Origin of the sequence: Brenneria izadpanahii, from assembly GCF_017569925.1 — a bacterium.
GTDB lineage: Bacteria > Pseudomonadota > Gammaproteobacteria > Enterobacterales > Enterobacteriaceae > Brenneria > Brenneria izadpanahii.
The window spans coordinates 1,256,203-1,280,558 of record NZ_CP050854.1 but is presented as its reverse complement, the minus strand read 5'-3'; the positions used below and the strand labels follow the sequence as shown (position 1 = coordinate 1,280,558).

The following is a 24,356-nucleotide window of genomic DNA, read 5'->3' as shown; positions in this document are numbered from 1 at the left end:
CCTTTGGTATCTGCGACAGTGAAACGTTAATAGACAAAACCGGCCGATCCCGTTAAACGGGGAACCTTATTCTGCAAGGGGTCGACGCCGGTCTTTTTATTCACGATATATTCGATGTCGGAATTGGCTCTCATGCTATCCAACGGCGTCGCCAGTTGGTTGGCGGCTGTCGGGCGCACCAGATACGGCGTCACAATAACCACCAACTCGCTTTTATTGTTTTGGTAATCCGAAGAAGAAAACAGCTTGCCCAGCACCGGAATAGAGCCCAGGCCGGGAACTTTGGAAAGCACGTCGCTGACGTTGTTCTGTAATAACCCGCCGATGGCGAAGCTCTGTCCGCTGGCCAGTTCTACCGTGGTTTCCACCCGTCGCACGGAGATGCCCGGAACGCTCAGTCCATCCACCACAATACTGTTATTGGTATCGATCTCGCTGATTTCAGGACGAACCTTGAGACTGATGCGATCGTCCCCCAACACTGTGGGAGTAAAATCGAGCGCGACGCCAAACGGTTTGAATTCGACGGTGGTGGTATCCGACTCCTGTCTAACCGGCACCGGGAACTCTCCACCGGCAAGGAAACTGGCGGTTTGACCGGAAACCGCGGTCAGGTTGGGCTCAGCCAGAATACTGATCAGGCCCTCTTGATCCAACGCGTCAACCATGGCCTCAACCGAGGTACTGCCCGATTTGAACCCGCCGATGACGCCATAATTATTGGAGGCGCGGGTATAGGTCGTTACGCCTGTAGTTGTATTGGTTGAAGCAAAATCCCTTAATCCCCCCAACCCAAGTAGAAAGTTACCGGGACTGGAAAGCACTTCCCAGTTCACTCCCAGTTGTTGCGTGACCGAACGCGATACTTCGGTGACCCGAACCCGCAGATGCACCTGTACCGGACTGGCGATCGACAACTGGTTAAGCAACTCATCTTTCTCACTCAGGTAGGGACGAATGGTGCGGGCAATCGCCTCGGCCGTTTCGGCGTTAGGCACCTGGCCGGCCACCATAATTGAGCCAGGCGACGAGGTCAGCGTCAGACGCAGTTTCGGGAAACGCTGCCGTAACGTGGTTTGTACCTCGGACAAATTGTGCCTTACCATAATGGTCCGTTGCGCCAGTTGCTTACCGGCGCTATCCAGTATGTACAGCGATGTGGTGCCGACGCGTTTACCCAGCACCAGCACCGAGCCAGGCGTCGGCGATTGAACATCGGCGATTTCCGGATCGGCCACAAATACTGACGCCATATCGCCGGATATATTAATCAGCTCCCCCGAGCCGACGGACAGCGTCATCGCCTGTGTCTTGACAGACACGCTCAATAATAAGCCGGCCAGCGCCAGCACTAACATATGCCATGAAATTCTAGCGAGCATAAGTGTCAAACTCCTGTTCCTGACGTTGACTGCCGCGCATGATGATCACCCGTTGTGATCTCGGCGGAGTGATTTTCCCTTCCGAATCTGATGCTGGCGCCCCATATTCTCCTGCGCCCAACGCGCGGGAAACGTCGCCGCCCCAAACCGGACGACTTTCCTTATCGCGAGTACTGTCCCACGCCACTACCGAAGCCGTTGCGTTCAGCGCATCATCCTGATCTGCCGCATCCCGATCTTTCAACGCAAAACTACGCAACGCCATTGATAAACTGCCCAACTGCGCCGCTACAGTAACGGCTTCGGCGGCGCGCGGCGCCACCTCCACCGTAACGGTTCTCGCGCGGTTGGCTTTACCGTTATCTTCCGTTTGCCGTTGGATACTCGAACCCACGGCAATAATGCGCACCCGCTCGACCACCGTTTCGCTCACCACCTGCCGCGTATTGCCGTTGTGATTGTTTTCCTGCTGGTTCAGCTTCTGGGTCAGGATAATATCGACAAAATCCCCCGGCTGAATCAGTCCGGCATTGCCGGAAACCTCATCCACCGGCACGGAAACGGCGCGCATGCCCGGCTTTAATACCGCGGCCAGAAAACCCGGGGCGTCAGGGCGGATAACATCGCTGTCCAGAATCAGCGCGCCGGGTGACAACGGCTTGCGCACCAACGCGCCATTGAGAGTGGCGCTGGTGCTGCCTTCACGCAGCGCGCCCTCCGGCACGTTGTCCTCGGAGTAGGTTTTCCAGCCCAGATCCCCCTCGCGCAGCAAGAGTCCGGCCGGTAATTCAGCGGCGGCAACGCGCACCTGCACCTGCTTTTCCGGCGGCACATTGGCGCTGACGAACCATATACGGGCAATTACAGCCAGCAGTGCCGCCGCAAGCAGAATTAAGGCAAATTTCAATACTGAAGACATCAACAGGCCACTCCCGGCTTGATGATCAGATGGCAAAAAAGCGACCTGTCGTTAATAAAACCAACGGTCGGATGGATGATGGATTAAGGCAATAGCCCCCAACCCTGGCTGATTAACGCCGTTATCCCTCCGGCCACCAGTGCAACGCCATAAGGCACCCCTCGCCGCGCCGACAGAATATAGCCAGGCGACATGGGTTGCTTTGTAGCTGGAATATCCAACGCAACCTGCGGTTTTCTATCCGTCAGCAGATCCGCCAGCCATCCGGCAATGCCCAACAGCGCACCGACCAGACCGATCGCTACCAAAACGGAGGCCGCCGACTGCGGCCCCGCCCACAACATCACTACCGTACCCAACTTGACATCGCCGCCGCCGATGCCGCCGCGTAAAAACGGCAACAGTAACAGCAGAAAAATAACGATGGCGAATAAACCGTGAATAGCAAATTGAACCCAATTCAATTCCTGAGTCCAGGCATAAACAGGAAACAACAGTGCGTAATAACCAATCCAGCGGTTAGGTAAACGTCGTTGGGTCAAATCGGCATGTATTAATAGCCCGAACAGGGCTATTAATAACGCGGTAATAATTAGCTTTAATAAAAGCATGAATAACGATTAAACTATTCTGTTTTATTGTGTAGTGGTTGTTTTTTTAACTTGAGTATCAATCTTGTCACCCAAATTAGAGAATGCGGTACTAAGCTTACCGCCAAATGTGCCAAGAGCCGTGGCAACCACCACCACAATTACTCCAGCCAGAATGGCATATTCCAGAGCCGATACGCCGCGCTCATCCTTCTTTAAGAGATTAAATAATTTACGTATCATTTTTCATTCCTTAAAAATTAATATTAGTTAAAAAATCCGTGCACAAGCAATCGAGCCCGCTGGGTAAATAACTCAACAGAGCACCGAATCAGATTATTTGCTTATACTTAATGCCCAAGGGTAATAATGAAAATTTCCTTATGACACCCTCAAAAGACAAGCGAATCCTAATCCAAATCCGGGATCTAACTCAATAAATTTGAGTTAAGTTTTCATTAAAATTTGATGAACATCACAAACATATGCAAGACAAAATCAAATTCTTATGCTATTAACGCAACAACTTACATGCAAACGTTACATTATAAATACTTAATAATTATTAATAAACACAACTATTTTAGCGTTAATGATAGATAAGAGATTCGCTTTATAGCCGACTATATAGGCGAATAATGACACGAATCTTACTGTACCCTATATATAGTGGAAATTTATTCAACTTAGTTCCGTCAACCATTAGTAATATCTATAATTCAGAGCGACAACGTTGTCTTTCCTGCGACGATGGCAAGGTTACGGCGATAATTAAGTTAAAAAGCACATTAACAATTTCAAGGAATGGGAAACACGACTTTTTACAGGAAAAATCCGTAAACGAATTTTCGCTGATGACGAAACCGGGAGCGTCATCAGCAATGAATCGTATGGCGATACATGAAGAAAAACATTAATTCAAAAATAATAATTGCAGTTACTGCATTATTAGTGGTTACTTAAATCATGATAAATTTGCGTCTGACCACATCCCATCGCTTTCGCCTGATACATTGCCGAGTCGGCATTAATGGCAAGCGTCAGGGAATCTGTACCGTGTTCTGGATAGAGCGCGATCCCGATGCTACAGGAGATATCCATCGTCTTCCCTTCAATAATAAAGGGCTTATTTAACGCATGATGAATTTTTTCAGCAACGTACAAAGTGTTATCCACTTCCTTAATGCCTTGCAACAGAATAATGAATTCATCACCACTGCGCCTATACACCGTATCGGAGTCTCTTACGGCCTCACGCATCCGCGCAGCGGCTTCTTTTAAGAGCAGATCGCCGACAGCATGACCGAAGGAGTCATTTATCTGCTTAAATTTATTAAGATCGAGGAACATTAACGCAATCTTTCTACCTGTTTGCTTAGACAACAAGATTGCCTGTTCCATTTGTTCGGCAAACGTCAAACCATTAGCCAATGACGTTAATGAGTCATAATGAGCCAGTTGACGATAATGTTCCTCACTACGCCGCAGCATATCAATGGCGCGATAGCGTTCTATAGCAATGGATATTAATTGAGCCGATTTCTCAATGGAAAAAATTTCCTCATCATTAGGTACATACACCTTGCGATGATAAACGCTCAATACGCCTAATACTTCTTTATTCTGTCCATAAATAGGTTCAGACCAGCATGAGCGGAAACCGGCGTATAGCGCCAGACCTTTATGTAGCGACCAATAGGGATGGACGGAGATATCATCGGTTATCACACGTTTACCGGTATAAGCGGCCGTCCCGAATGAAGCAACGCCATCGGCGATTTTGACGTTATGAATGGCATTTTTATAAAAGCCGGGCAGGCTGGGCGCCGACCCTAAGGTCAGGCATTTTTTTTCTTTATCTACCAGTAACACCGAGCAGACGATGCGGCCGGGATTTTTCTCTTCTACGCTAAATATGATGGCATCAAGAATATCTTTTAACGGCGCCCCGCTTGATAAGAGCTCCAATGCCCGATTATAGGAGTTATCGTGATGCTCCTGTATTTTTCTCTCCGTGATATCAATCTTAACCCCAACGTAATGCATTGAATCGTTGGTCTTATTATAAATCTTGGCAATATTGGCCTTTTCCCAATACAACTGCCCATCTTTCCGGCGGTTAACAAACTCCCCGCTCCAGACTTCACCTCTATTTAAAGTAGACCATAGATCCTCATAAACAGCGGCGTTAGTCATACCTGAACTTAGTATATTCGTTTTTTTACCAATAACCTCATCGGGCATATAACCGGACATGGTAACAAACTGACGATTTACATAAACGATTTCACAATTTTCGTCCGCAATCATAACGGAAGCAGGACCATATTCCGTCGCAAAGAAAATCATGTTTAGAAAATCTTGTTTTTTCTGCTCAGAGTTCAACTTCCCTTTAATTTTTCTATTTTTTATAGAAGAATATAATAGAAGCAGTATTAGTATGGTTATTATTATTTCATACACAATAACACTCTCCTCAGGCCCGAGCGGTCCTGATCGTGCAAGTCATAGCACTGACAACAAAAAATCCCGGTAATAGCCACTTTTCCTGACGCTGCCGTTTGGCAGGATAATCGGCGCATTTCCGGAGAGCAGAAAGGATGAAGGAAAAAATGCTCCAGACAACCGGAGGATTCAAAAACATGGAAACATCAACATAAAAACCCCGCATATCACTGTGTGCAAATGAGGTCTACAAACCCCAAAAAAGTGTTTTAATTTAATATTAGTAATGCTTGCGTTATAAGTTTATCTAATGAAATTAATAAGTATTCCATGACTTGCATGGTGGTACATTTTGACCATCAATCATCCGTAAGCAAATCAATTATACCAATAAATCTCATCATTTTAATCAACATAATCTATCATAAAGCGATTTTTGATCGTTCATAACAAACATTGATTTTTTTATCATTAAAAATCAATTAGTTATCTTAATGGGGATTTCAATTAACAAATCACCAATCGTAATCATCATGATCATAGCGACTAGTCATAAAAACTCACTCAAGCCCCATTAACAACATAAATCACGAATGGCAACAAAAAAACGAGAATAAAACAATAAAATATACAATATTAGCAAAATAATTAATCATTTATAATCATTAAAACTTTTATCGCGACACGCCCATTATTTCGCACTACTAACGGACATTAAATAAATTAATGTAATTAAAAAGAGGGAAATAGAAGGTGAATAAACAGCAAATTTAGAATGGATTATATTGCTGTCACATTATTAAATGTTCATGAGATAGATCTTATTCTTATTCAAAATTCAGTTTTTAGCGCCTCAAAGTTATCAAATGGTTGGGGACGAGAAAGATAATATCCCTGAGCGGCATCAGCACAGGAAGACTTAACAACGGCCCATTCTTCCGGTGTTTCAATCCCTTCAATAACGACATAATTACAAAAACGGGCAAGTAACGCGATTAACGCAGGAAAGACCTCGCGCCCTTCTCCGCTTTGCTGCAACAAAATAAAGAGCTCGCGGGCAACTTTGATACAGTCATATTGCGCTAACATTAATGATGAAAAATTTGCCACTCCGCAACCAAAGTCATCTAACCATAACATTTGTGCTTCAGGGAGTTTCGTTAATGCCTCTTTTGGCAATCCTCCTTGATTTTCTACCATTTCAAAACGAATCCATGGCATGGAAGAGATTAGGCGCTTCGCTTCGTGACTCTTCTGCAAGGCAAGCAACGTCATTCCATCGATATTGACTGAAGCAAGCAGATCATCACGGGTAAAACGCAAGTTCCAATGCGATAAAAGCTGCAGTTGCTCTACAATAATCTGTAAGCGTTCTTCGACATTGATATTGGCAAAGTATTTTTCAGGAGAGATAGATTTTTGTGGCAAGGTTGGGGAAAAAACCGAGGTTAACAACTCGATAGCCATAAGTTTACCTGATGTTCGGTAAATAGGCTGAAAGGTATACCGCCGTTGGCATTGATTCCAATAATCAGAATCCAATGGCTCAGCATCCCCTTGCTGAGGAAATAATAGCCCAAACTGATTAACATTCCCTTCCTGCTGCACTATGAGTTCCGCCATTAGACTGACATTGTTAATTATAAAAACTACATCATACAGGTTACATCGTTATCGACGACCCAGGCACAAACTTTATCGGCAATACAGTGGCCTCATGCCTATATTACAATGAGAACACGAAGATCAATATCATAATTAACTTAATTTGATTTTTAAATCAACAGATTAAAACCATAGAGTCCCAGCCATATCAGTCGATATGCATAGTCTAAAGCATAAACTCGGAATCAATTTAACGAACAGATGATTATTTCACCCCATAACTTCACACATCAATCACAGTTGCGCGTGTTTAAACGACGCTCAGCAGGTATAATCTGCGCCCTGTTTGTAAGGTAGAAGATTATCATGGCGTTACTTATCACCCATAAATGTATCAATTGCGATATGTGTGAACCGGAATGCCCAAACCAGGCGATATCGATGGGAATGGACATTTACGAAATTGATGCAGCACGATGCACAGAGTGTGTCGGACATTACGACACACCAACCTGTCAGAAAGTGTGTCCGATCGACAATACCATCATCAAGGATCCCGATCATCAGGAAAACAGTGAGCAACTGTGGGATAAATATGTGTTAATGCACCATGCTGACAAACTTTAGGCTTACCCCTCGATGATTACCGTCGCGCAAGCATAACGCCGCTCATCAGCTAATGTAACATGCACGTGCTTTACCCCCATGCGGGCAGCTAATTCGGATGCTTTGGCGAAAAAACGCAGACAGGGTTTTCCCAGTTCATCGTTAAAGACTTCAAACTGGGCAAAAGCCAATCCATTACGAATCCCGGTGCCAAAGGCTTTCGCTGCGGCCTCTTTTACGGCGAAACGCTTGGCAAGAAAACGAACCGGTTGCTGATGCTCCTGATATTGCGACCACTCGTTTTCTGTCAGAATACGGCGCGCCAAACGTTCGCCAGAACGCTCAATCACAGATTCGATCCGGGCAATCTCGACGATATCCGTCCCGAGGCCAAGGATCGCCATTAGCGGCGCGCTTCCCGCATCAGCGCTTTCATTTCAGCCACCGCGCCGCTCAATCCGCTCATGACCGCGCGTCCGATGATTGAGTGGCCGATATTTAGCTCATGCATTTCCGGCAAAGCAGCGATAGGTTGTACATTGTGGTATGTCAGGCCGTGACCCGCGTTCACTTTTAACCCTTTGCCTGCCGCATAAACGGCGGCTTCCCGGATACGTTCAAACTCATGTTGACGAACCCGATCGTCAACCGCATCCGCATAGGCGCCGGTATGAATCTCAATATAAGGCGCGCCGCAGGCGACAGCCGCATCAATTTGTTTGTGATCGGCATCAATAAACAGAGAAACCTGAATTCCCGCCTGACTTAATTTGGCGACGGCATCGTTCATTTTTTCCTGCTGGCCTGCGACATCCAACCCGCCTTCGGTAGTTACTTCCTGACGTTTCTCCGGCACCAGACAGCAAAAATGGGGCTTCAATTCACAGGCGATATACACCATCTCCTCGGTTACGGCCATTTCCAGATTCATACGCGTTTGAATGGTTTTTCGCAGGATACGGACGTCACGGTCGGTGATATGGCGTCGATCTTCACGCAGATGAACCGTAATACCGTCCGCTCCCGCTTGTTCCGCTAAAAACGCCGCTTGAACCGGATCAGGATAAGAAGTACCACGGGCATTACGAAGGGTTGCGATGTGATCAATATTAACGCCCAACAACAGCTCAGACATGATAAATCCTCGATAAAATAATGCGTAATACGAGGCAGTTTACACCGATGTTCTCATTCCTGGGTACAGGTGAAGCAGGATTATTTATCAGAAGGCGGGGTTTTCGGTAAATCAGGCTTGGGTACAAACTGGCGAAACAGTTCACGACTTTTCAGCGGCTTACCGCCGAGATAAGGTTTTAGCGCGATACGCGTAAAACGCTTAGCTGCCCGCAACGTTGCTGAGTCGGGAAATTCTCGTGACGCAAGCGCTCGCAGTTCATAGCCGGTAAAGCTATTGTTATCGACGATCAGGCTGGCGATAAACCCTTTCTCTTCACGATACCGGTAGGTCATGGTATCCGCTACCGGTTCACCGCTTCCCGCGCAATGAAGGAAATCCACGCCATACCCCAGGTTTCCCAGCAGAGCCAGTTCAAAACGGCGCAACGCCGGCTCAGGCGACGCGTGCTGAGAAGCAAGCTGTTGCAAACAATTGAGATAATCAAAAAAGAGCGCGGAATAATTGGTTTCATGCTCAAGAACGCGGGCAAGCAACTCATTCACGTATAAACCGCTATAAAGCATGATACCGGTAAGAGGAAGAGCCAACGATACAGGCTCGGCATTGCGCAGGGTTTTCACTTCGCCCCGCCCGCTCCAGCGGACCAGCAAAGGCGTAAACGGCTGCAAACACCCTTTCAGACTGGAACGGCGCGCCCGAGCGCCTTTCGCAAGCACCCGAACCCGGCCGTCACTTTCACTGAACAAATCCAGCAGCAAGCTGGTTTCGCTATAAGGCCGCCCATGTAAGACAAATGCGCGCTGCCAGCCTTCCATCGGCGCAGACCTTACTAATCTTCACCGTAACCCAGGCTGCGCAGCGCTCGTTCGTCGTCTGCCCAACCTGACTTCACTTTTACCCATAATTCCAGATGAACTTTGGCTTCAAACATCTCTTCCATGTCATGGCGAGCTTCAATGCCGATCGTTTTAATCTTGGCGCCTTTGTTCCCGATCACCATTTTCTTCTGGCCTTCACGTTCAACCAGAATCAAACCATTGATGTCATAGCCGCCACGCTCATTGGTCGCGAAACGTTCAATTTCCACCGTCACTGAATAGGGTAATTCTTCGCCCAAAAAGCGCATCAGCTTTTCACGGATAATTTCCGAAGCCATAAAACGCTGGGAGCGATCGGTAATATAATCTTCCGGAAAATGATGCGCGGTCTGCGGTAAATGTTTGCGCACAATGCTGGCGATCGTATCCACGTTCGTGCCCTTCTCCGCAGAAATCGGCACCACATCCAGGAAGTTCATCTGCTGACTGATGAATTGAATGTGCGGCAACAGCTTGGTTTTATCCGTTACGTTGTCCACCTTATTGATCGCCAGAAGAACCGGGCATTTCTGATCGCGCAATTTGTTCAGGACCATCTCATCATCATCGTTCCAGTGCGTACCTTCCACGACAAAGATAATCAGTTCAACATCGCCGATAGAGCTACTGGCCGCACGATTCATCAGGCGGTTTATTGCCCGTTTCTCCTCAATATGCAGCCCCGGAGTATCCACATAAATAGCCTGATACGGCCCTTCGGTATGAATACCCATAATACGATGCCGTGTCGTCTGGGGCTTACGCGACGTAATAGAAATCTTCTGCCCCAGCAGCTGATTCAATAATGTAGATTTACCGACATTAGGCCGACCGACAATTGCGACAAAACCGCAGTATGTCTGTTCTTCGCTCATTCAAGCTCCAGTTTTTTCAACGCTTGTTCTGCCGCAGCCTGCTCAGCCTTCCGGCGGCTCGAACCGGTGCCAACGACCGATTCACTAAAACCACTCACCTGACAGTGAATAGTAAACTCTTGATCGTGCGCTTCGCCGCGAACCTGAACAACCAAATAGGTTGGCAGCGGCAAGTGACGTCCTTGCAAAAATTCCTGTAACCGCGTTTTAGGATCTTTTTGCTTATCGCCAGGACTGATTTCATCCAGACGGCTTTGATACCAATTCAGGATCAATCGCTCGATAGTCTGAATATCGCTGTCGAGAAAAATACCGCCGATCAACGCTTCCACCGTATCGGCCAGAATGGAGTCGCGGCGAAAGCCTCCGCTCTTTAACTCGCCCGGCCCCAGACGCAAACACTCGCCCAATTCAAATTCCCGCGCGATTTCAGCCAGCGTATTACCGCGAACCAGCGTAGCCCGCATCCGGCTCATATCCCCTTCATCGACCTTGGGGAAACGGTGATACAGAGCATTTGCGATAACAAAACTCAGAATGGAGTCGCCCAGAAACTCAAGTCGTTCATTGTGCTTACTGCTGGCACTCCGATGCGTCAGAGCCTGTAACAAAAGGTCGTACTGCTGAAAAGTATAGCCCAGCTTTCTTTGTAAACGGTTTATTAGGATGGGATTCATGGTTACCAATAGATCAACAATGCGTCAAAAACAACAGCACACGGAACAGCCCTGCTTTGCTAATATAGCCATACCGTCATCCTTCAAAACAGGCGCGAACCGCTTATGTGCCGGACTCATCGGAATTCGCTCCGGCGCCGGGCATCCTGCATATTGAAGTCTATCGGGTATACAGCCAAAACTGTTTCGTTTGCACAGGCCCCCGACCGGGAGCCCAACGTTCATATCTGGAAATATTCTACAACGCGCAGCATAATAATGCTGCGTGTTTATTACCATTGATTAATGAATACTACCAATACGGCTCAGCCGAACCCCGGTAGGCCATTCGCCTTCTTGTTTTTCAAAGCTCATCCAGATTGCTGTTGCTTTGCCAACAAGGTTTTTTTCCGGCACAAAACCCCAATAACGACTATCCAGACTATTATCGCGGTTATCGCCCATCATGAAATAATGACCAGCCGGTACGACCCAGGTTGCGAGCGGTTGTGGCGACTGCTGATAATATCCGCCGAGTTGATCCTGCACGCCTGGAACAACCAATATATTATGCGTCACATTACCCAACGACTCTTTGCGTATTTCCATGCGCACGCCGTCGATTTTATTTTCACCTACCGGAATTTGATAAAACCCGCTGCGGGATTCCAATTCAGGCTGATTAAACGTCTGAACGAAATCACTGGGCTGAACATTATTATAGGTGACAGCCAACGCTTTATCGCACGATTGCCGGCCATCGCAGGCCGGTTGAATCGTCACCTGCTTACTTAACGGATTATAACTGACGCGATCGCCCGGCACGCCCACTACCCGTTTGATAAAATCAACCTTGGGGTCGGACGGATATTTAAATACCGCAATATCGCCACGCTTCGGATGTCCGGTTTCAATCAGGGTATGCTGAGTAAACGGTTCTTTAATACCGTAGGCATACTTTTCCACCAGAATAAAGTCGCCAATCAGTAATGTCGGCATCATTGAACCGGATGGGATCTGAAATGGTTCATAGATAAATGAACGCACAATTAAAACCACCGCAACGACAGGAAAGACCGAAGCGACCGTTTCAACCCATCCTGGTTGCGCAACGGCTTTTGACAATGCGGCGCTATCCGCCACGTCGCTTGATGCCGTAAATTTCTTCCGGCGCGCCGGTGCCCACATAAAGCGATCCAAACACCAGACAATTCCCGTGATTAGCGTTACCAACGCCAAAATTACGGCAAACATATTGGCCATGCCAACTCCTCAGGATTTATTTGTTGTCTTTGCCAACGTGAAGAATAGCCAGGAAGGCTTCCTGCGGTAATTCAACGTTACCTACCTGTTTCATACGTTTCTTACCGTCTTTCTGTTTCTGCAACAGTTTTTTCTTACGGCTGACGTCACCGCCATAACATTTCGCCAGTACGTTCTTACGCAACTGCTTAACAGTCGAGCGGGCAATAATGTGATTGCCGATCGCCGCCTGAATGGCAATATCAAACTGCTGGCGCGGAATCAGATCTTTCATTTTCTCCACCAGCTCGCGGCCACGGTACTGCGAATTATCCCGGTGAGTAATCAGAGCCAATGCATCCACACGCTCGCCATTGATGAGAACATCAACACGCACCATGTCGGAAGTCTGAAAACGTTTGAAATTGTAGTCCAGCGAAGCGTAACCACGGGAAGTCGACTTCAGCCGGTCGAAGAAATCAAGCACCACTTCCGCCATTGGAATTTCATAGGTCAACGCCACCTGATTACCGTGATAAACCATATTGGTCTGTACGCCGCGTTTCTCAACACACAGCGTAATGACGTTGCCCAGATATTCCTGCGGCAGCAGCATATGACATTCGGCGATAGGCTCGCGCAATTCCTGAATATTATTCAGCGGCGGCAGCTTTGACGGACTATCGACGTAAATCGTCTCCTGGCTGGTTGTTTCTACTTGATAAACAACCGTAGGCGCGGTAGTGATCAGATCCAGATCGTATTCACGCTCCAGGCGTTCCTGAATGATCTCCATGTGCAACAGCCCCAGGAAACCACAGCGGAAACCGAAGCCCAGGGCGGTAGAACTTTCCGGCTCATAGAACAGGGATGCGTCGTTCAGACTCAGCTTACCCAGCGCGTCGCGGAAAGCCTCATAGTCGTCAGAACTAACGGGGAATAATCCGGCATATACCTGCGGTTTGACTTTTTTAAATCCCGGCAGCGCTTTTTCCGCGGGCTGACGAGCCAACGTCAGCGTATCGCCGACCGGCGCCCCTAGAATATCCTTGATGGCGCAAACCAGCCAGCCGACCTCGCCGCAGTTGAGCACCTCGCGATCGACCTGCTTCGGCGTAAAAATCCCCAGGCGGTCGGCGTTATAAACCTGACCGGTGCTCATCACTTTGATTTTGTCGCCTTTGCGCATCGAACCATTTTTAATGCGCACCAGTGAAACGACTCCCTGATAGTTATCGAACCAGGAGTCGATAATCAGCGCCTGTAGCGGCGCATCCTCGCTGCCCTGAGGCGGCGGAACATCCCGCACCAAACGTTCCAATACGTCAGGCACGCCGACACCGGTCTTGGCCGAGCAGCGCACCGCATCCGCGGCATCGATACCGACAATATCCTCAATCTCCTGGGCTACACGATCCGGATCGGCGGCAGGCAAATCGATTTTGTTCAGTACCGGCACCACTTCCAAATCCATATCAAGGGCGGTGTAACAGTTCGCCAGCGTTTGGGCTTCAACGCCTTGACCGGCATCAACCACTAATAAAGCGCCTTCACAGGCGGCCAGCGAACGGGAGACTTCGTAAGAGAAGTCGACGTGTCCTGGCGTATCGATGAAGTTTAGCTGATAAGTTTGACCATCCAGAGCTTTGTAATCCAGCGTCACGCTCTGCGCTTTAATCGTTATACCGCGTTCGCGTTCCAGATCCATCGAATCCAGAACCTGCGCAGCCATTTCACGTTCGGTCAAACCACCGCAAATCTGGATAATGCGGTCAGACAACGTCGACTTACCGTGGTCGATGTGGGCAATAATGGAGAAATTTCGTATATGCTTCATTATAAAAATTTTTCTACCTTGATATTCCTGAAATTCTTGCCGATGGGCATGCGCATTAGGCGGAAAACAACAGCGCCGAGCTTCCACCTGAACCGCTGCATTCTACATGCCGAACGTCCGAAAACCTAGTCATGTCCGGCGCATTACCCCTGATTATGACGGTTTTATTCGAAATAGCAGAATGACAGGTTGAAAGAAGATATTAAAACGATGACAACGCCTAAAAATGCTGGAGGATTACTCGGTTATGGTTTTGATTTGTAGTAACTCGCCCGGCCGAGCGATTTGCAAAATGACAGGCTGATAACGGCCGTGCTTCCCGTGATTATCCGCCCAACGCTTTACCGATAAAAAAGTCAGCCCGCCGCCCAGCAACGCGCCCAGAACGGCGGAAAACTCATTGACGAAGAGAGCCTGTAATAGCGCCGCGCCCGCGAACACCCCCACTAAAGGAACAAAATAAACCATAAAAGCGGACTGCAGCAGGCGCGCTTCGGCGATGCCCAGCTCGACCCGCTGCCCTATCTGCAAAGGCTGTTCACAGGGCACTCTCAATTGGTGTTCAACAGCCGCGCCCCCTAGCTGATTTAACACGCCGGTTCCGCATGTGGCGCGCGATTGACAACTGCCGCAGCCCGAACGCTGTTCGCAGTTCAGTATAGCGATGCCGTCCTGCCATGACACAACCGTAGCCCACTCTTTAATCATTTATTGCTGCGCCTTCAGGATAACGTTGTCGGCCACGCGCTTAGCCGTGGCCGGCGGGAGTTCACCAACGACGGTGATTTCATTATTGTCATGCGTTTCAGTATATATCGTACGCCTTCCGGTACGAGCGGACTGCTCAGGCCGCGTTTCGGAAGAAGGACTGACATTGATGGAAAAACTGAACAAACCATCGCTATACAGACGCGTTTCAATAGGGATATTGGCGCCCGGCAGCGTCTTCCTGCTGCGGGATACTTCTTTCATTCCGGTTGGCAGCCATTCCGCCGACCAGGAGAAATTTACGTTTTCTGACGAGGGGGTCGGCAATGCAGGAGGCAAGTTAATATTTTCCAGCGGACGCATCGCTTTTGCGACATTATCATCCACGATGAGCGACGTCACCAGAAACTGCTCCAGACGCTCGCCGTTACGATCCTGTAAGTCAATCCGTAGTGGCAGCTTAGACTCGGTATCCATCCAGACGGCATAACTATAGCGCGTCGCATCCCGTGAAATAATCCTGACTCCTACGGCCAGATGATCGGCGATGCGAACGCGGCCATCGGCAGGAATGAAATCGTAATACTGCGCGATGCTTTGGTAATCAGCAAAAACCAGCGCGGGCAATGAATCGACGATGTGATCGCTCGACAGCGTAAAAGGCTCCAGGCCGGCATCGAAATAGCTGATTTCATTACCGCGCTGCACAATTTCACGCCGTGGCCCATCCATAAAGACCAACTGCGCCAATGGCCGATTATTAATCACGGCATGGCGATATCGAACCGACTCAAACCCTTGGCGGGTAATATTGATGAAAGAGAGTTCATAATTTAATGAGCGGCTGGCGTGGTTCATTTGTTGCAACAACGCCCCGGACGCAGTTTGCGCCGAGGCGATGATGGAATAAAACAAACTGCCAACCAGCAAACAGACGGTTAACCAGACACGCTTCATTACCGAGGCTGAGTTCCTAATGATTGAGTTCCCGGAACCTGAATTGCAGCTTGCTGATCGTCATTATGCTGAAGCTGCTCAGCATGCAAGCGACGTTGCAGTTCATAATCTTGCAGAATAGCGTTGAGACGGCTGCGCTGCGCGTCAAACTTTTGTTGACCGCCATGAGAGGCGACACTCTCTGAAGGCACGCCAAAACTAACCGGCGATGCGGTTCCCATTGCCGGCAACGTGCTGAATGCGGCGGACTCCGGTGTCCCCTCATTGCTCCCGACATGGTTATAATTTTGGACGCCGACGATAACGGCTAAAGATACGCAGGCTGCAACGCCTACCTGGGTCAACTGGCTGGCCCAAGGACGAATTTTATGCCAGAACGGCATCCGTGACCAACTCTCAGGGTGCGGCTGAGATTCTGGTTGCGCCTGCGGAACCAGCCGAACCGGTTCTTTTTCAATAGCAGCAGCCACGCGAGAGGCGATATCCAAGTGAACAACGTGTCCTTCTTCACCAATATCCCCACGCAACGTATCGCGGATTAGATGATAACTTTGCCAACTTTGCTGCAACTTGTCATCGTGTGACAAGGTATTCAGCAGTTCGGAATCAACTGCCTCACCATCCATTAAAGCGGAAAGTTTCTCTTTCTGCATACCGACACCCTTATTTGTCAAATCCATCGTTAATCATACGCCATACTTGAAACACGCTAGCGCTGAATAAGCGGTTGTACTTTATTATCAATAGCTTCCCGTGCCCGGAAGATTCGGGAACGAACAGTACCGACGGGACAATCCATGATGACGGCAATCTCTTCGTAACTTAATCCATCTAATTCACGCAGCGTAATCGCCAAACGTAAATCTTCCGGTAAAGACTCAATCGTACGGAAAACAATGCTTCTCAGCTCTTCTGACAACATTAAGTTCTCAGGGTTCGATATTTCTTTCAATGCGCCTGCATTTTCATAATTTTCAGCATCATTGGCATCAATATCGCTGGAGGGAGGACGTCTTCCCTGCGCAACCAGATAGTTCTTCGCCGTATTCACGGCAATACGGTATAGCCATGTATAAAAAGCACTATCGCCACGGAATGACTCCAGCGCACGATACGCTTTGATAAACGATTCCTGAACCACGTCAGGCACGTCCCCTTGGGGTACGTAACGGGATACCAGGCTCGCCACCTTATGCTGGTAACGAATGACCAGTAAATTGAACGACTTTTGGTCGCCTTTTTGGACCCGCTCAACCAGAACCTGATCTGCTAGCTGCTCGCTCATCCGAGGTAATATCTCCTCAAACCGTTCTCCACACGTAAAATAATACTGCCAGCCATATCATATATAGTTATACCCAGAGCAAGCACAAGCTTAGAGCTGACACGTCGCATAAAGTTCCGGATAAACCGCTTTATTCTGCCTACCGTGGTGGAATCACCGGTGATTTCACCACACCAACACGCTGGTTTTTCTATTTATCATCAAGCGTATCGAACCGATCATACGATAAATCCATTTCATTAGCACGAATCGGCCCTGTCTGATGCCCGGTATTTATACATCTTTACAGGCCATAAAAATCAATACATCGATAAAACATTGAGTGCTACCATCGGTTTTCCTCTTCTTTTCTTACATGACGATACGAACAAGGACGATACGAACATGCAACCGACCACTGAATACTCCTGCGACGTATTAATCATTGGCAGCGGCGCTGCCGGCCTCTCCCTCGCTCTTCGTCTGGCCTCTCAGGCAAACGTTACCGTACTCAGCAAAGGACCGCTGAGTGAAGGTTCCACCTTCTATGCCCAAGGCGGCATTGCTGCTGTTTTTGATGAGACCGACAGCATCGAATCACATATTGAAGATACATTAATCGCGGGTGACGGACTGTGCGAACGCGAAGCCGTAGAGTTCATCGCCAGCAATGCTAAAAACTGCGTGCAGTGGCTGATCGAACAGGGCGTACTGTTTGATACCGAAACCGGCGCCGGCGGCGAGGAGCGTTATCACCTTACCCGCGAAGGCGGGCATAGCCATCGCCGGATTCTGCATGCGGCCGACGCGACAGGGAAAGAAGTAGAAAATACGCTGGTGCAAAAAGCGCTATCGCATCCCAACATCCACATTATGGAACGCTGTAACGCCGTTGATTTAATCACCTCCAGCAAACTCGGCTTACCCGGTCCCCGCAGAATTGTCGGCGCCTACATCTGGAACCGTGAACGGGAAATGGTCGAGTCCTGTCGGGCGAAAGCCGTCGTTCTCGCCACCGGCGGCGCATCCAAAGTGTATCAATATACCACCAATCCGGATATTTCATCCGGCGACGGTATCGCCATGGCATGGCGCGTAGGCTGCCGGGTAGCCAATATGGAGTTTAATCAGTTTCACCCGACCTGCTTATTCCACCCGCAAGCGCGCAACTTTCTGCTGACGGAAGCGTTGCGCGGCGAAGGGGCTCACCTGAAGCGTCCCGACGGCAGCCGCTTTATGCCGGACTTCGACGCCAGAGGAGAGCTTGCGCCGCGCGATATCGTCGCCAGAGCCATTGACCACGAAATGAAGCGTCTTGGCGCAGACTGCATGTATCTGGATATTAGCCACAAACCCGCGGAATTTGTTAAGCAGCATTTCCCCACCATCTATGAAAAGCTACTGACACTGGGTATCGATATCACCCGGCAAGCCATTCCTATTGTTCCGGCCGCGCACTACACCTGCGGCGGCGTGATGGTCGATCAACGGGGGCGCACCGATCTTGACGCGCTGTATGCCATCGGCGAGGTAAGCTACACCGGGCTGCACGGCGCAAACCGCATGGCGTCGAACTCATTGCTGGAGTGTCTGGTATACGGCTGGTCAGCATCAGAAGATATCCTGCGGCGCCTGCCGCAAATCGACCTGATTCAAGAGCTGCCGGCCTGGGATGAAAGTCAGGTTGATAATTCAGACGAACAGGTTGTTATCCAGCACAACTGGCACGAGCTAAGATTATTTATGTGGGACTATGTCGGGATCGTGAGAACCACGAAACGTCTGGAACGGGCGCTGCACCGTATTAATCTGCTCCAGAAGGAAATCGATGAATACTATTCGCACTTCCGTATTTCCAACAACTTACTGGAGCTGCGCAATCTGGTTCAGGTAGCCGAATTGATCGTCCGCTGCGCGCTGGATAGAAAAGAGAGCCGCGGACTGCATTATACTCTGGATTACCCCAACCAGTTCGAAACCCCCAAGCCGACTATCCTTACTCCGTAATTCATCCTGTTTATGTAGGTTCTCCAGTAGGAACCTACATAAACAGATAAAAAGATTTCGTCAGCGCCTGAAAATCAGCGGAATAACGATGCGCCGCATCGCGTATCGCTAATTGCCGCATCTGGCAGTCTCCCGCCTGTCGGGACAGCGCAAGCAATACGCGATGCGCCGGACGGGAAACATATTCGGTCACGTCCATACGCCGCCGAATAAACCAGCCCTGGCGCCGCGCCAGTTGCGCAAAATCCGCCGTGGCCTGCATGGGCAATACGACACAGAATATGCCGTCTGGCGCGATCAGACACCGCGCGCAGTCAAGCAGCGACTCATGCGTCAATGCAACGGTATAACGAGCCTGAGCACGCTGCGACGAGCGACAAGCAACGCCCGGCGCAAAATAAGGAGGGTTGCTGACAATCAGAGCGTAATCCCCGGTCTTGGTTTCGGCAAACGTAACAATATCATCGATGTAAACCGCCACCCGTTCGGACCAGGGAGACGCGGCGATATTTTCAGCCGCCTGGCGGCCCGCGTCCGCATCCAGTTCAACCGCATCAACCCGGACATTATTATCACTCCTCTGCGCCAACATCAGCGCGATCAAACCCGAGCCGCAGCCAATGTCCAATATGCGCCGCGCGCCGGATACCGGCGCCCAGGATCCCAGCAATATGCCATCGGTCCCCACCTTCATGGCACAGCGATCGTGCGCGACAAAAAACTGCTTGAAGGTAAATCCGCCTCGACGCAACACCGGCTTATTATCAGATGGCTCGCTCATTATTACTCGTTCCCGATTAAAACCGTCGTAGCATAGGGCAAACATCTATACAGTAAAAGCGCCGTTGTCTGTTTAAACAGGTGAAGAACCCGGCCAATACGTCTATAATCGGCGCCCCAAATAGAGGTAGACCATGACAGCCACAAATTTTTCCGAGTTAGATCTTGATGACAGCCTGTTAGACGCCCTGCGCGATATGGGTTATGAACGTCCGACTGCAATTCAGTCGGCGGCGATCCCGCCAGCGATGGACGGCCGAGACGTGCTGGGGTCCGCGCCAACCGGCACCGGTAAAACCGCAGCGTATCTGCTGCCGGTTTTGCAGCATCTATTAGATTTCCCTCGTAAAAAATCCGGGCCGCCGCGCATTCTGATCTTAACGCCGACGCGCGAGCTCGCCATGCAGGTCGCCGATCAGGCGCGCAAGATCGCCGCGCATACCCATCTGGACATCGCAACCATCACCGGCGGCGTGGCATATATGAACCATGCCGAAGTGTTTAGCGAGAACCAGGATGTTGTGGTGGCGACAACCGGCCGTTTGCTGCAATACATCAAAGAAGAAAACTTTGATTGTCGCGCCGTCGAGACGCTGATCCTGGATGAAGCGGACAGAATGCTGGATATGGGGTTTGCACAGGATATTGAACATATTGCCGGTGAAACCCGCTGGCGTAAACAAACGCTGCTGTTCTCCGCCACGCTGGAAGGCGAAGCGATTAAAGACTTTGCCGAGCGCTTGCTGAACGATCCCGTCGAAGTTGAGGCCGATCCCTCACGCCGCGAACGTAAAAAAATTCTGCAATGGTACTACCGCGCTGACGATATCAAACACAAAACGGCGCTGCTTTGCCACCATTTGAAACAGCCGGACGTCACCCGTTCCATTGTTTTTGTCCGTAAGCGCGAACGCGTTCATGAGTTAGTCGCCTGGCTGCGGGAAGCCGGCATTACCGCCTGTTATCTCGAAGGCGAAATGGTGCAAGCCAAACGTAATGAAGCGATTAAACGCCTGAGCGACGGACGAGTAAACGTTTTGGTCGCGACCGATGTCGCCGCGCGCGGTATAGACATCAACGATATCAGCCACGTGTTCAACTTTGACCTGCCGCGTACCGCCGATACTTATCTTCATCGTATCGGGCGCACCGGCCGGGCGGGCCGTAAAGGTTGCGCCATCTCTTTCGTTGAAGCGCACGACCATTTGCTGCTTGGCAAGATCAGCCGCTACCTGAATGAACCGCTCAAGCCCCGCGTTGTCGATGAGCTGCGCCCTGCCACCAAAGCGCCGAGCGCTAAAACGACAGGCAAACCCTCCAAGAAAGCGTTAGCTAAGCGGAAAGAAAAGAAAGAGAAAGAAAAAGAGAAAACCAAAGTGAAGGTGCGTCAGCGGGATAGAAAAAACATTGGCAAGCGCCGACAGCCAGCCCGAAAGGCTGACGAATCCGCCGCTGAATAAGCAACGGGTATAGCCGCGCGATTAACAGATGGCGCGGCGGCTCAGCGTAGCGCCGTTTGTTGCGCGGCTATGGTCGTTTGCCGGCTTAGCGAATCGCGCCGGCCCAGCTGAGACTGCCGGCGCAGTTCCCATCGACACGCGTCTCAAACCTGCATTACGCTTATCTCTTCATAGAAGCGTCACAAGATTAATACACAACTCCCTCATAATTCTCTCGCTATTAATTAATTTACAGGAGAATTATGTTATGCGTCGTCGCCAATTTCTGCAGTTAGCCGGAGCTATTTTTCTGGCATCCCGATCAACTGCAGCCTTGTCCGAAACGCCCACAGCCCCTCAACTCACGCTGCCTGAATCTGACAAACAACTGCTGAAGTTCGGCCTGGTCACCGATATCCATTATGCGGATAACGACACCTATGGCGCTCCGGGAGAGGAGTTCTACGAGGTCTACCGGCATGCACTGCCGAAATTTCGCCAGGTCATCGACCTGTTCAACACGCAATCGCTCGACTTTGCCATTGAACTGGGCGACTTTAAGGACTGCGTCAGCCCCCAAAACCATGAGCAGACCATAGATTTCCTGAAGCAAGTGGAGGATGAATTTGCTAAATTTAAAGGCGATCGCTACCACGTAGCCGGGAATCATGACTTTGACGCCATCAGTCCACAGGATTTTCTTGCCTGTACGCAAAACGCCGGCGATGCCAACGGCAAGCTCTATTATACCTTTGTAAAAAACGGCATTCGCTTCATCGTATTAGACGCCTGTTATACCGACGCCACAGGCAAAGGCGTGCACTTCTCCCACAACAACTTTACCTGGGATATCGCCAATATTCCCGATGAAGAGATTGACTGGCTGCGCGCCGTACTGAAATCCGACGACAAACCCATCGTGGTGTTTACGCACCAGACGCTGGATTACTTTGACCCGGAAATGGCGAAAGCGAAAGTTATCGTTCAGAATGCGGAGCCTGTAGTCAAAGCGCTGGAAGATTCGGGACGGGTTCTGGCGGTCTTCTCCGGCCACCACCATCCGGGCCGTTATAATTTCAGAAATGGCATCCATTACTTCACCACCAAAGCGCTGGTCGAATGGCCGCTGCCTCATAATGCCTGCGCCACCGTTACGATTGATAAAGATCTGAATATTTATGTGGAAGGTATGTACGACGCCGTTTCCAGGCGGTTGAATAAAGCGCATGCGTGATAATCATCATTAAAACGCAATGCACAGATAGTCTGTTTCATCTTTTTCCCATCATCAGGCATGAGATTTTCTATAAACCGGCGCGCTGTTTTCAACCTCCGCGGCGTTAAGCGGGCGTGAATATCAATATCGATCAACCGGCGTTGGCCCAGATGTGGAACAGTGAAATTTTATCCCGCCGGGAATCAGCCGCATGAAAAAGGGGCTCATGAATCAACATGAACCCCTTTCGGGATACCGCTACCGGCGTCCCGATTCCCGCAATATTAGCTAAAATTCGGCCAGCGCCGATTTACCGCTTACAGGCTTTCGGTAAAAGTACGGGTGATAACATCACGCTGTTGTTCTGGCGTCAAAGAGTTGAAACGCACGGCATAACCAGAAACACGAATAGTCAGCTGCGGATATTTTTCCGGATGTTTAACGGCATCTTCCAGCGTTTCACGACGCAGCACGTTCACATTCAGGTGCTGACCGCCTTCCACGCGCACTTCTGGTTTAACTTCCAGCGGAACTTCACGATATTCGATCTGGCCCAGGTCGCTTACTGGAACAATCTGATCTTCGCTATAAACAGATTTAGCGCAGACACAACGTGCCTGAGATTTTTCTTCATCCAGCAACCAGAAAGAGTTAACCAGCGCGTTGTTGTCTGACTTGGTGATTTGAATACCAGTAACCATTATTGCCTCCGTAAAACGGCGTATTATTGTCTTAATTGAAAGTTGGCATTAGTAACAAACTGCCATCAATTCTTAACGATTATATAAAATCAAATGTCTCTGCACTCTTATATACCAGTACCATGACCATCATTCTTTGATTTAAATCAATTTAAAACCCATCAGGAATCTCGCAATCCCGGCAATTTATTGTTTCACATCAAATTTAACGTTATCGAACGACTGCAAATATTTTTGTAAATTTTCAATTTTTTTTCAAATCAGGCGATATCCTCGCATACTTTCTATCGTTACAGTTTTACCTTGGAACAATTGAACGGTAAGCTACTGCCAATAAATTTTCCTGTAAAACAAAGGGTGAATGATGGCAACTTCCCTAACCTGGCATGACGTGCTGGCACAAGAAAAGCAGCAACCCTATTTTATAAATACGCTGGAATTCGTTGCTAAAGAGCGTGCGGCCGGAAAAACGATTTATCCACCGCAAAAAGACGTTTTTAATGCCTTTCGCTTTACCGAGCTTCATCAGGTCAAGGTAGTTATTCTCGGTCAGGATCCCTACCACGGCCCAAATCAAGCCCATGGATTATCCTTTTCCGTTCGTCCCGGCGTTCCTGCGCCACCGTCTTTGGTGAATATCTATAAAGAGCTGGCGAATGACATACCCGATTTTGCAATTCCGCAGCATGGCTTTCTGCAAAGCTGGGCCGAGCAGGGTGTATTGCTGCTTAATACCGTGTTAACCGTTGAGGCGGGCAAAGCGCATTCACACGCTAATTTGGGATGGGAGACCTTTACCGACCGCGTTATCGCAGCGTTGAATGAAAATCGGGAGGGGCTTGTTTTTTTACTGTGGGGATCGCACGCGCAGAAAAAAGGCAACATTATCGACCGTCAGCGCCATCATATTCTGAGAGCGCCGCACCCTTCCCCACTATCCGCACATCGTGGTTTTCTGGGATGCCGACACTTTTCTCAGGCTAACCAGCTTCTGGCGCAACAAGGCATTGCCCCGATTGACTGGACGCCGCGCTTACCAGAAAGCCAGTAAAAAGTTCTGCCTTCATGGTATGGGGGCAGATACGTCATAACGCAATAGCGGAATATGTTTTTAGCAAGGGATAATAAGATA

Annotated in this window: 24 protein-coding genes; 5 read left to right on the top strand and 19 right to left on the bottom strand. The window is 49.3% G+C overall.

The genetic code is table 11. The features are described 5' to 3' along the window. Nucleotides 1-26: 26 nt before the first annotated feature. The 6 genes from HC231_RS05790 to pdeH form a co-directional block, all read right to left on the bottom strand. The gene (locus HC231_RS05790) at nucleotides 27-1,382 is read right to left on the bottom strand and encodes a type II and III secretion system protein family protein (RefSeq protein WP_208230116.1); all 1,356 of its coding nucleotides are present in this window, start codon (nucleotides 1,380-1,382) and stop codon (nucleotides 27-29) included. Next, entirely contained in the window at nucleotides 1,372-2,301 is a 930-nt protein-coding gene (gene cpaB / locus HC231_RS05785; protein WP_208230115.1) for a Flp pilus assembly protein CpaB, read from the bottom strand. The genes HC231_RS05790 and cpaB overlap by 11 nt, the downstream gene beginning before the upstream one ends. 83 nt (nucleotides 2,302-2,384) lie before the next feature. Next, nucleotides 2,385-2,912, bottom strand: a complete 528-nt coding sequence (locus tag HC231_RS05780) for an A24 family peptidase (protein WP_208230114.1) — start codon at nucleotides 2,910-2,912, stop codon at nucleotides 2,385-2,387. Nucleotides 2,913-2,936: 24 nt separating this feature from the next. Continuing rightward, nucleotides 2,937-3,134, bottom strand: coding sequence for a Flp family type IVb pilin (locus tag HC231_RS05775; RefSeq protein WP_208230113.1), 198 nt, complete (start codon nucleotides 3,132-3,134; stop codon nucleotides 2,937-2,939). Nucleotides 3,135-3,839: 705 nt separating this feature from the next. Continuing rightward, complete coding sequence (locus HC231_RS05770) at nucleotides 3,840-5,354, bottom strand: sensor domain-containing protein (protein ID WP_208230112.1); 1,515 nt, start codon at nucleotides 5,352-5,354, stop codon at nucleotides 3,840-3,842. Between the two features lie 813 nt (nucleotides 5,355-6,167). Next, nucleotides 6,168-6,959, bottom strand: a complete 792-nt coding sequence (gene pdeH / locus HC231_RS05765) for a cyclic-guanylate-specific phosphodiesterase (protein WP_208230111.1) — start codon at nucleotides 6,957-6,959, stop codon at nucleotides 6,168-6,170. A gap of 348 nt (nucleotides 6,960-7,307) precedes the next feature. Here pdeH and HC231_RS05760 point away from each other — a divergent pair, with 348 nt between their 5' ends. Continuing rightward, nucleotides 7,308-7,568: a YfhL family 4Fe-4S dicluster ferredoxin gene (locus HC231_RS05760; RefSeq protein WP_208230110.1), complete on the top strand. Its 261-nt coding sequence runs from the start codon at nucleotides 7,308-7,310 to the stop codon at nucleotides 7,566-7,568. A 2-nt stretch (nucleotides 7,569-7,570) separates the two neighbouring features. Here HC231_RS05760 and acpS read toward each other — a convergent pair whose 3' ends face one another. The 11 genes from acpS to rpoE all read right to left on the bottom strand — a co-directional run bounded on the left by acpS (nucleotide 7,571) and on the right by rpoE (nucleotide 17,102). After that, nucleotides 7,571-7,951 carry a holo-ACP synthase gene (gene acpS, locus HC231_RS05755; RefSeq protein ID WP_208230109.1) on the bottom strand — a complete coding sequence of 127 codons (381 nt, stop codon included), beginning with the start codon at nucleotides 7,949-7,951 and terminating at the stop codon, nucleotides 7,571-7,573. Next, on the bottom strand, nucleotides 7,951-8,682 hold the full coding sequence (gene pdxJ / locus HC231_RS05750; RefSeq protein ID WP_208230108.1) for a pyridoxine 5'-phosphate synthase: 732 nt from the start codon (nucleotides 8,680-8,682) through the stop codon (nucleotides 7,951-7,953). The genes acpS and pdxJ overlap by 1 nt, the downstream gene beginning before the upstream one ends. Nucleotides 8,683-8,762: 80 nt before the next feature. After that, nucleotides 8,763-9,500: a DNA repair protein RecO gene (gene recO, locus HC231_RS05745; RefSeq protein WP_208230107.1), complete on the bottom strand. Its 738-nt coding sequence runs from the start codon at nucleotides 9,498-9,500 to the stop codon at nucleotides 8,763-8,765. Nucleotides 9,501-9,514: 14 nt separating this feature from the next. After that, nucleotides 9,515-10,417, bottom strand: a complete 903-nt coding sequence (gene era / locus HC231_RS05740; RefSeq protein WP_208230106.1) for a GTPase Era — start codon at nucleotides 10,415-10,417, stop codon at nucleotides 9,515-9,517. Continuing rightward, complete coding sequence (gene rnc / locus HC231_RS05735) at nucleotides 10,414-11,094, bottom strand: ribonuclease III (RefSeq protein WP_208230105.1); 681 nt, start codon at nucleotides 11,092-11,094, stop codon at nucleotides 10,414-10,416. Before rnc ends, era begins: the two co-directional genes overlap by 4 nt. A 282-nt stretch (nucleotides 11,095-11,376) precedes the next feature. Beyond that, nucleotides 11,377-12,336 carry a signal peptidase I gene (lepB, locus tag HC231_RS05730; protein ID WP_208230104.1) on the bottom strand — a complete coding sequence of 320 codons (960 nt, stop codon included), beginning with the start codon at nucleotides 12,334-12,336 and terminating at the stop codon, nucleotides 11,377-11,379. 16 nt (nucleotides 12,337-12,352) lie between these two features. Then, entirely contained in the window at nucleotides 12,353-14,152 is a 1,800-nt protein-coding gene (lepA, locus tag HC231_RS05725; RefSeq protein WP_208230103.1) for a translation elongation factor 4, read from the bottom strand. Between the two features lie 237 nt (nucleotides 14,153-14,389). Beyond that, a complete protein-coding gene (gene rseC, locus HC231_RS05720; RefSeq protein ID WP_208230102.1) occupies nucleotides 14,390-14,860 on the bottom strand; it encodes a SoxR-reducing system protein RseC in 471 nt (156 codons plus the stop codon). Next, nucleotides 14,861-15,817, bottom strand: a complete 957-nt coding sequence (gene rseB, locus HC231_RS05715; RefSeq protein WP_208230101.1) for a sigma-E factor regulatory protein RseB — start codon at nucleotides 15,815-15,817, stop codon at nucleotides 14,861-14,863. Continuing rightward, complete coding sequence (rseA, locus tag HC231_RS05710; protein ID WP_208230100.1) at nucleotides 15,817-16,470, bottom strand: anti-sigma-E factor RseA; 654 nt, start codon at nucleotides 16,468-16,470, stop codon at nucleotides 15,817-15,819. Before rseA ends, rseB begins: the two co-directional genes overlap by 1 nt. Nucleotides 16,471-16,526: 56 nt before the next feature. Then, the gene (gene rpoE / locus HC231_RS05705; RefSeq protein ID WP_048637826.1) at nucleotides 16,527-17,102 is read right to left on the bottom strand and encodes an RNA polymerase sigma factor RpoE; all 576 of its coding nucleotides are present in this window, start codon (nucleotides 17,100-17,102) and stop codon (nucleotides 16,527-16,529) included. A 384-nt stretch (nucleotides 17,103-17,486) separates the two neighbouring features. Between rpoE and nadB the strand changes: the two genes are divergently transcribed. Then, on the top strand, nucleotides 17,487-19,088 hold the full coding sequence (gene nadB, locus HC231_RS05700; RefSeq protein WP_208230099.1) for an L-aspartate oxidase: 1,602 nt from the start codon (nucleotides 17,487-17,489) through the stop codon (nucleotides 19,086-19,088). A gap of 34 nt (nucleotides 19,089-19,122) precedes the next feature. Here nadB and trmN read toward each other — a convergent pair whose 3' ends face one another. Further along, nucleotides 19,123-19,869, bottom strand: coding sequence for a tRNA(1)(Val) (adenine(37)-N(6))-methyltransferase TrmN (trmN, locus tag HC231_RS05695; protein ID WP_208230098.1), 747 nt, complete (start codon nucleotides 19,867-19,869; stop codon nucleotides 19,123-19,125). A 133-nt stretch (nucleotides 19,870-20,002) separates the two neighbouring features. On the opposite strand from trmN, the gene srmB reads away from it, so the two are divergent. Beyond that, nucleotides 20,003-21,328, top strand: a complete 1,326-nt coding sequence (gene srmB / locus HC231_RS05690) for an ATP-dependent RNA helicase SrmB (RefSeq protein WP_208230097.1) — start codon at nucleotides 20,003-20,005, stop codon at nucleotides 21,326-21,328. A 247-nt stretch (nucleotides 21,329-21,575) separates the two neighbouring features. Next, nucleotides 21,576-22,541, top strand: a complete 966-nt coding sequence (locus HC231_RS05685; protein WP_208230096.1) for a metallophosphoesterase — start codon at nucleotides 21,576-21,578, stop codon at nucleotides 22,539-22,541. 299 nt (nucleotides 22,542-22,840) lie between these two features. Here the strand turns inward: HC231_RS05685 and grcA are convergent, their stop codons facing one another. Next, a complete protein-coding gene (gene grcA / locus HC231_RS05680) occupies nucleotides 22,841-23,224 on the bottom strand; it encodes an autonomous glycyl radical cofactor GrcA (RefSeq protein WP_208230095.1) in 384 nt (127 codons plus the stop codon). 364 nt (nucleotides 23,225-23,588) lie between these two features. Here grcA and ung point away from each other — a divergent pair, with 364 nt between their 5' ends. Beyond that, nucleotides 23,589-24,275 (top strand): uracil-DNA glycosylase, encoded by a 687-nt coding sequence (gene ung / locus HC231_RS05675; RefSeq protein ID WP_208231236.1) that lies wholly within the window; start codon nucleotides 23,589-23,591, stop codon nucleotides 24,273-24,275. Nucleotides 24,276-24,356 lie beyond the last annotated feature (81 nt).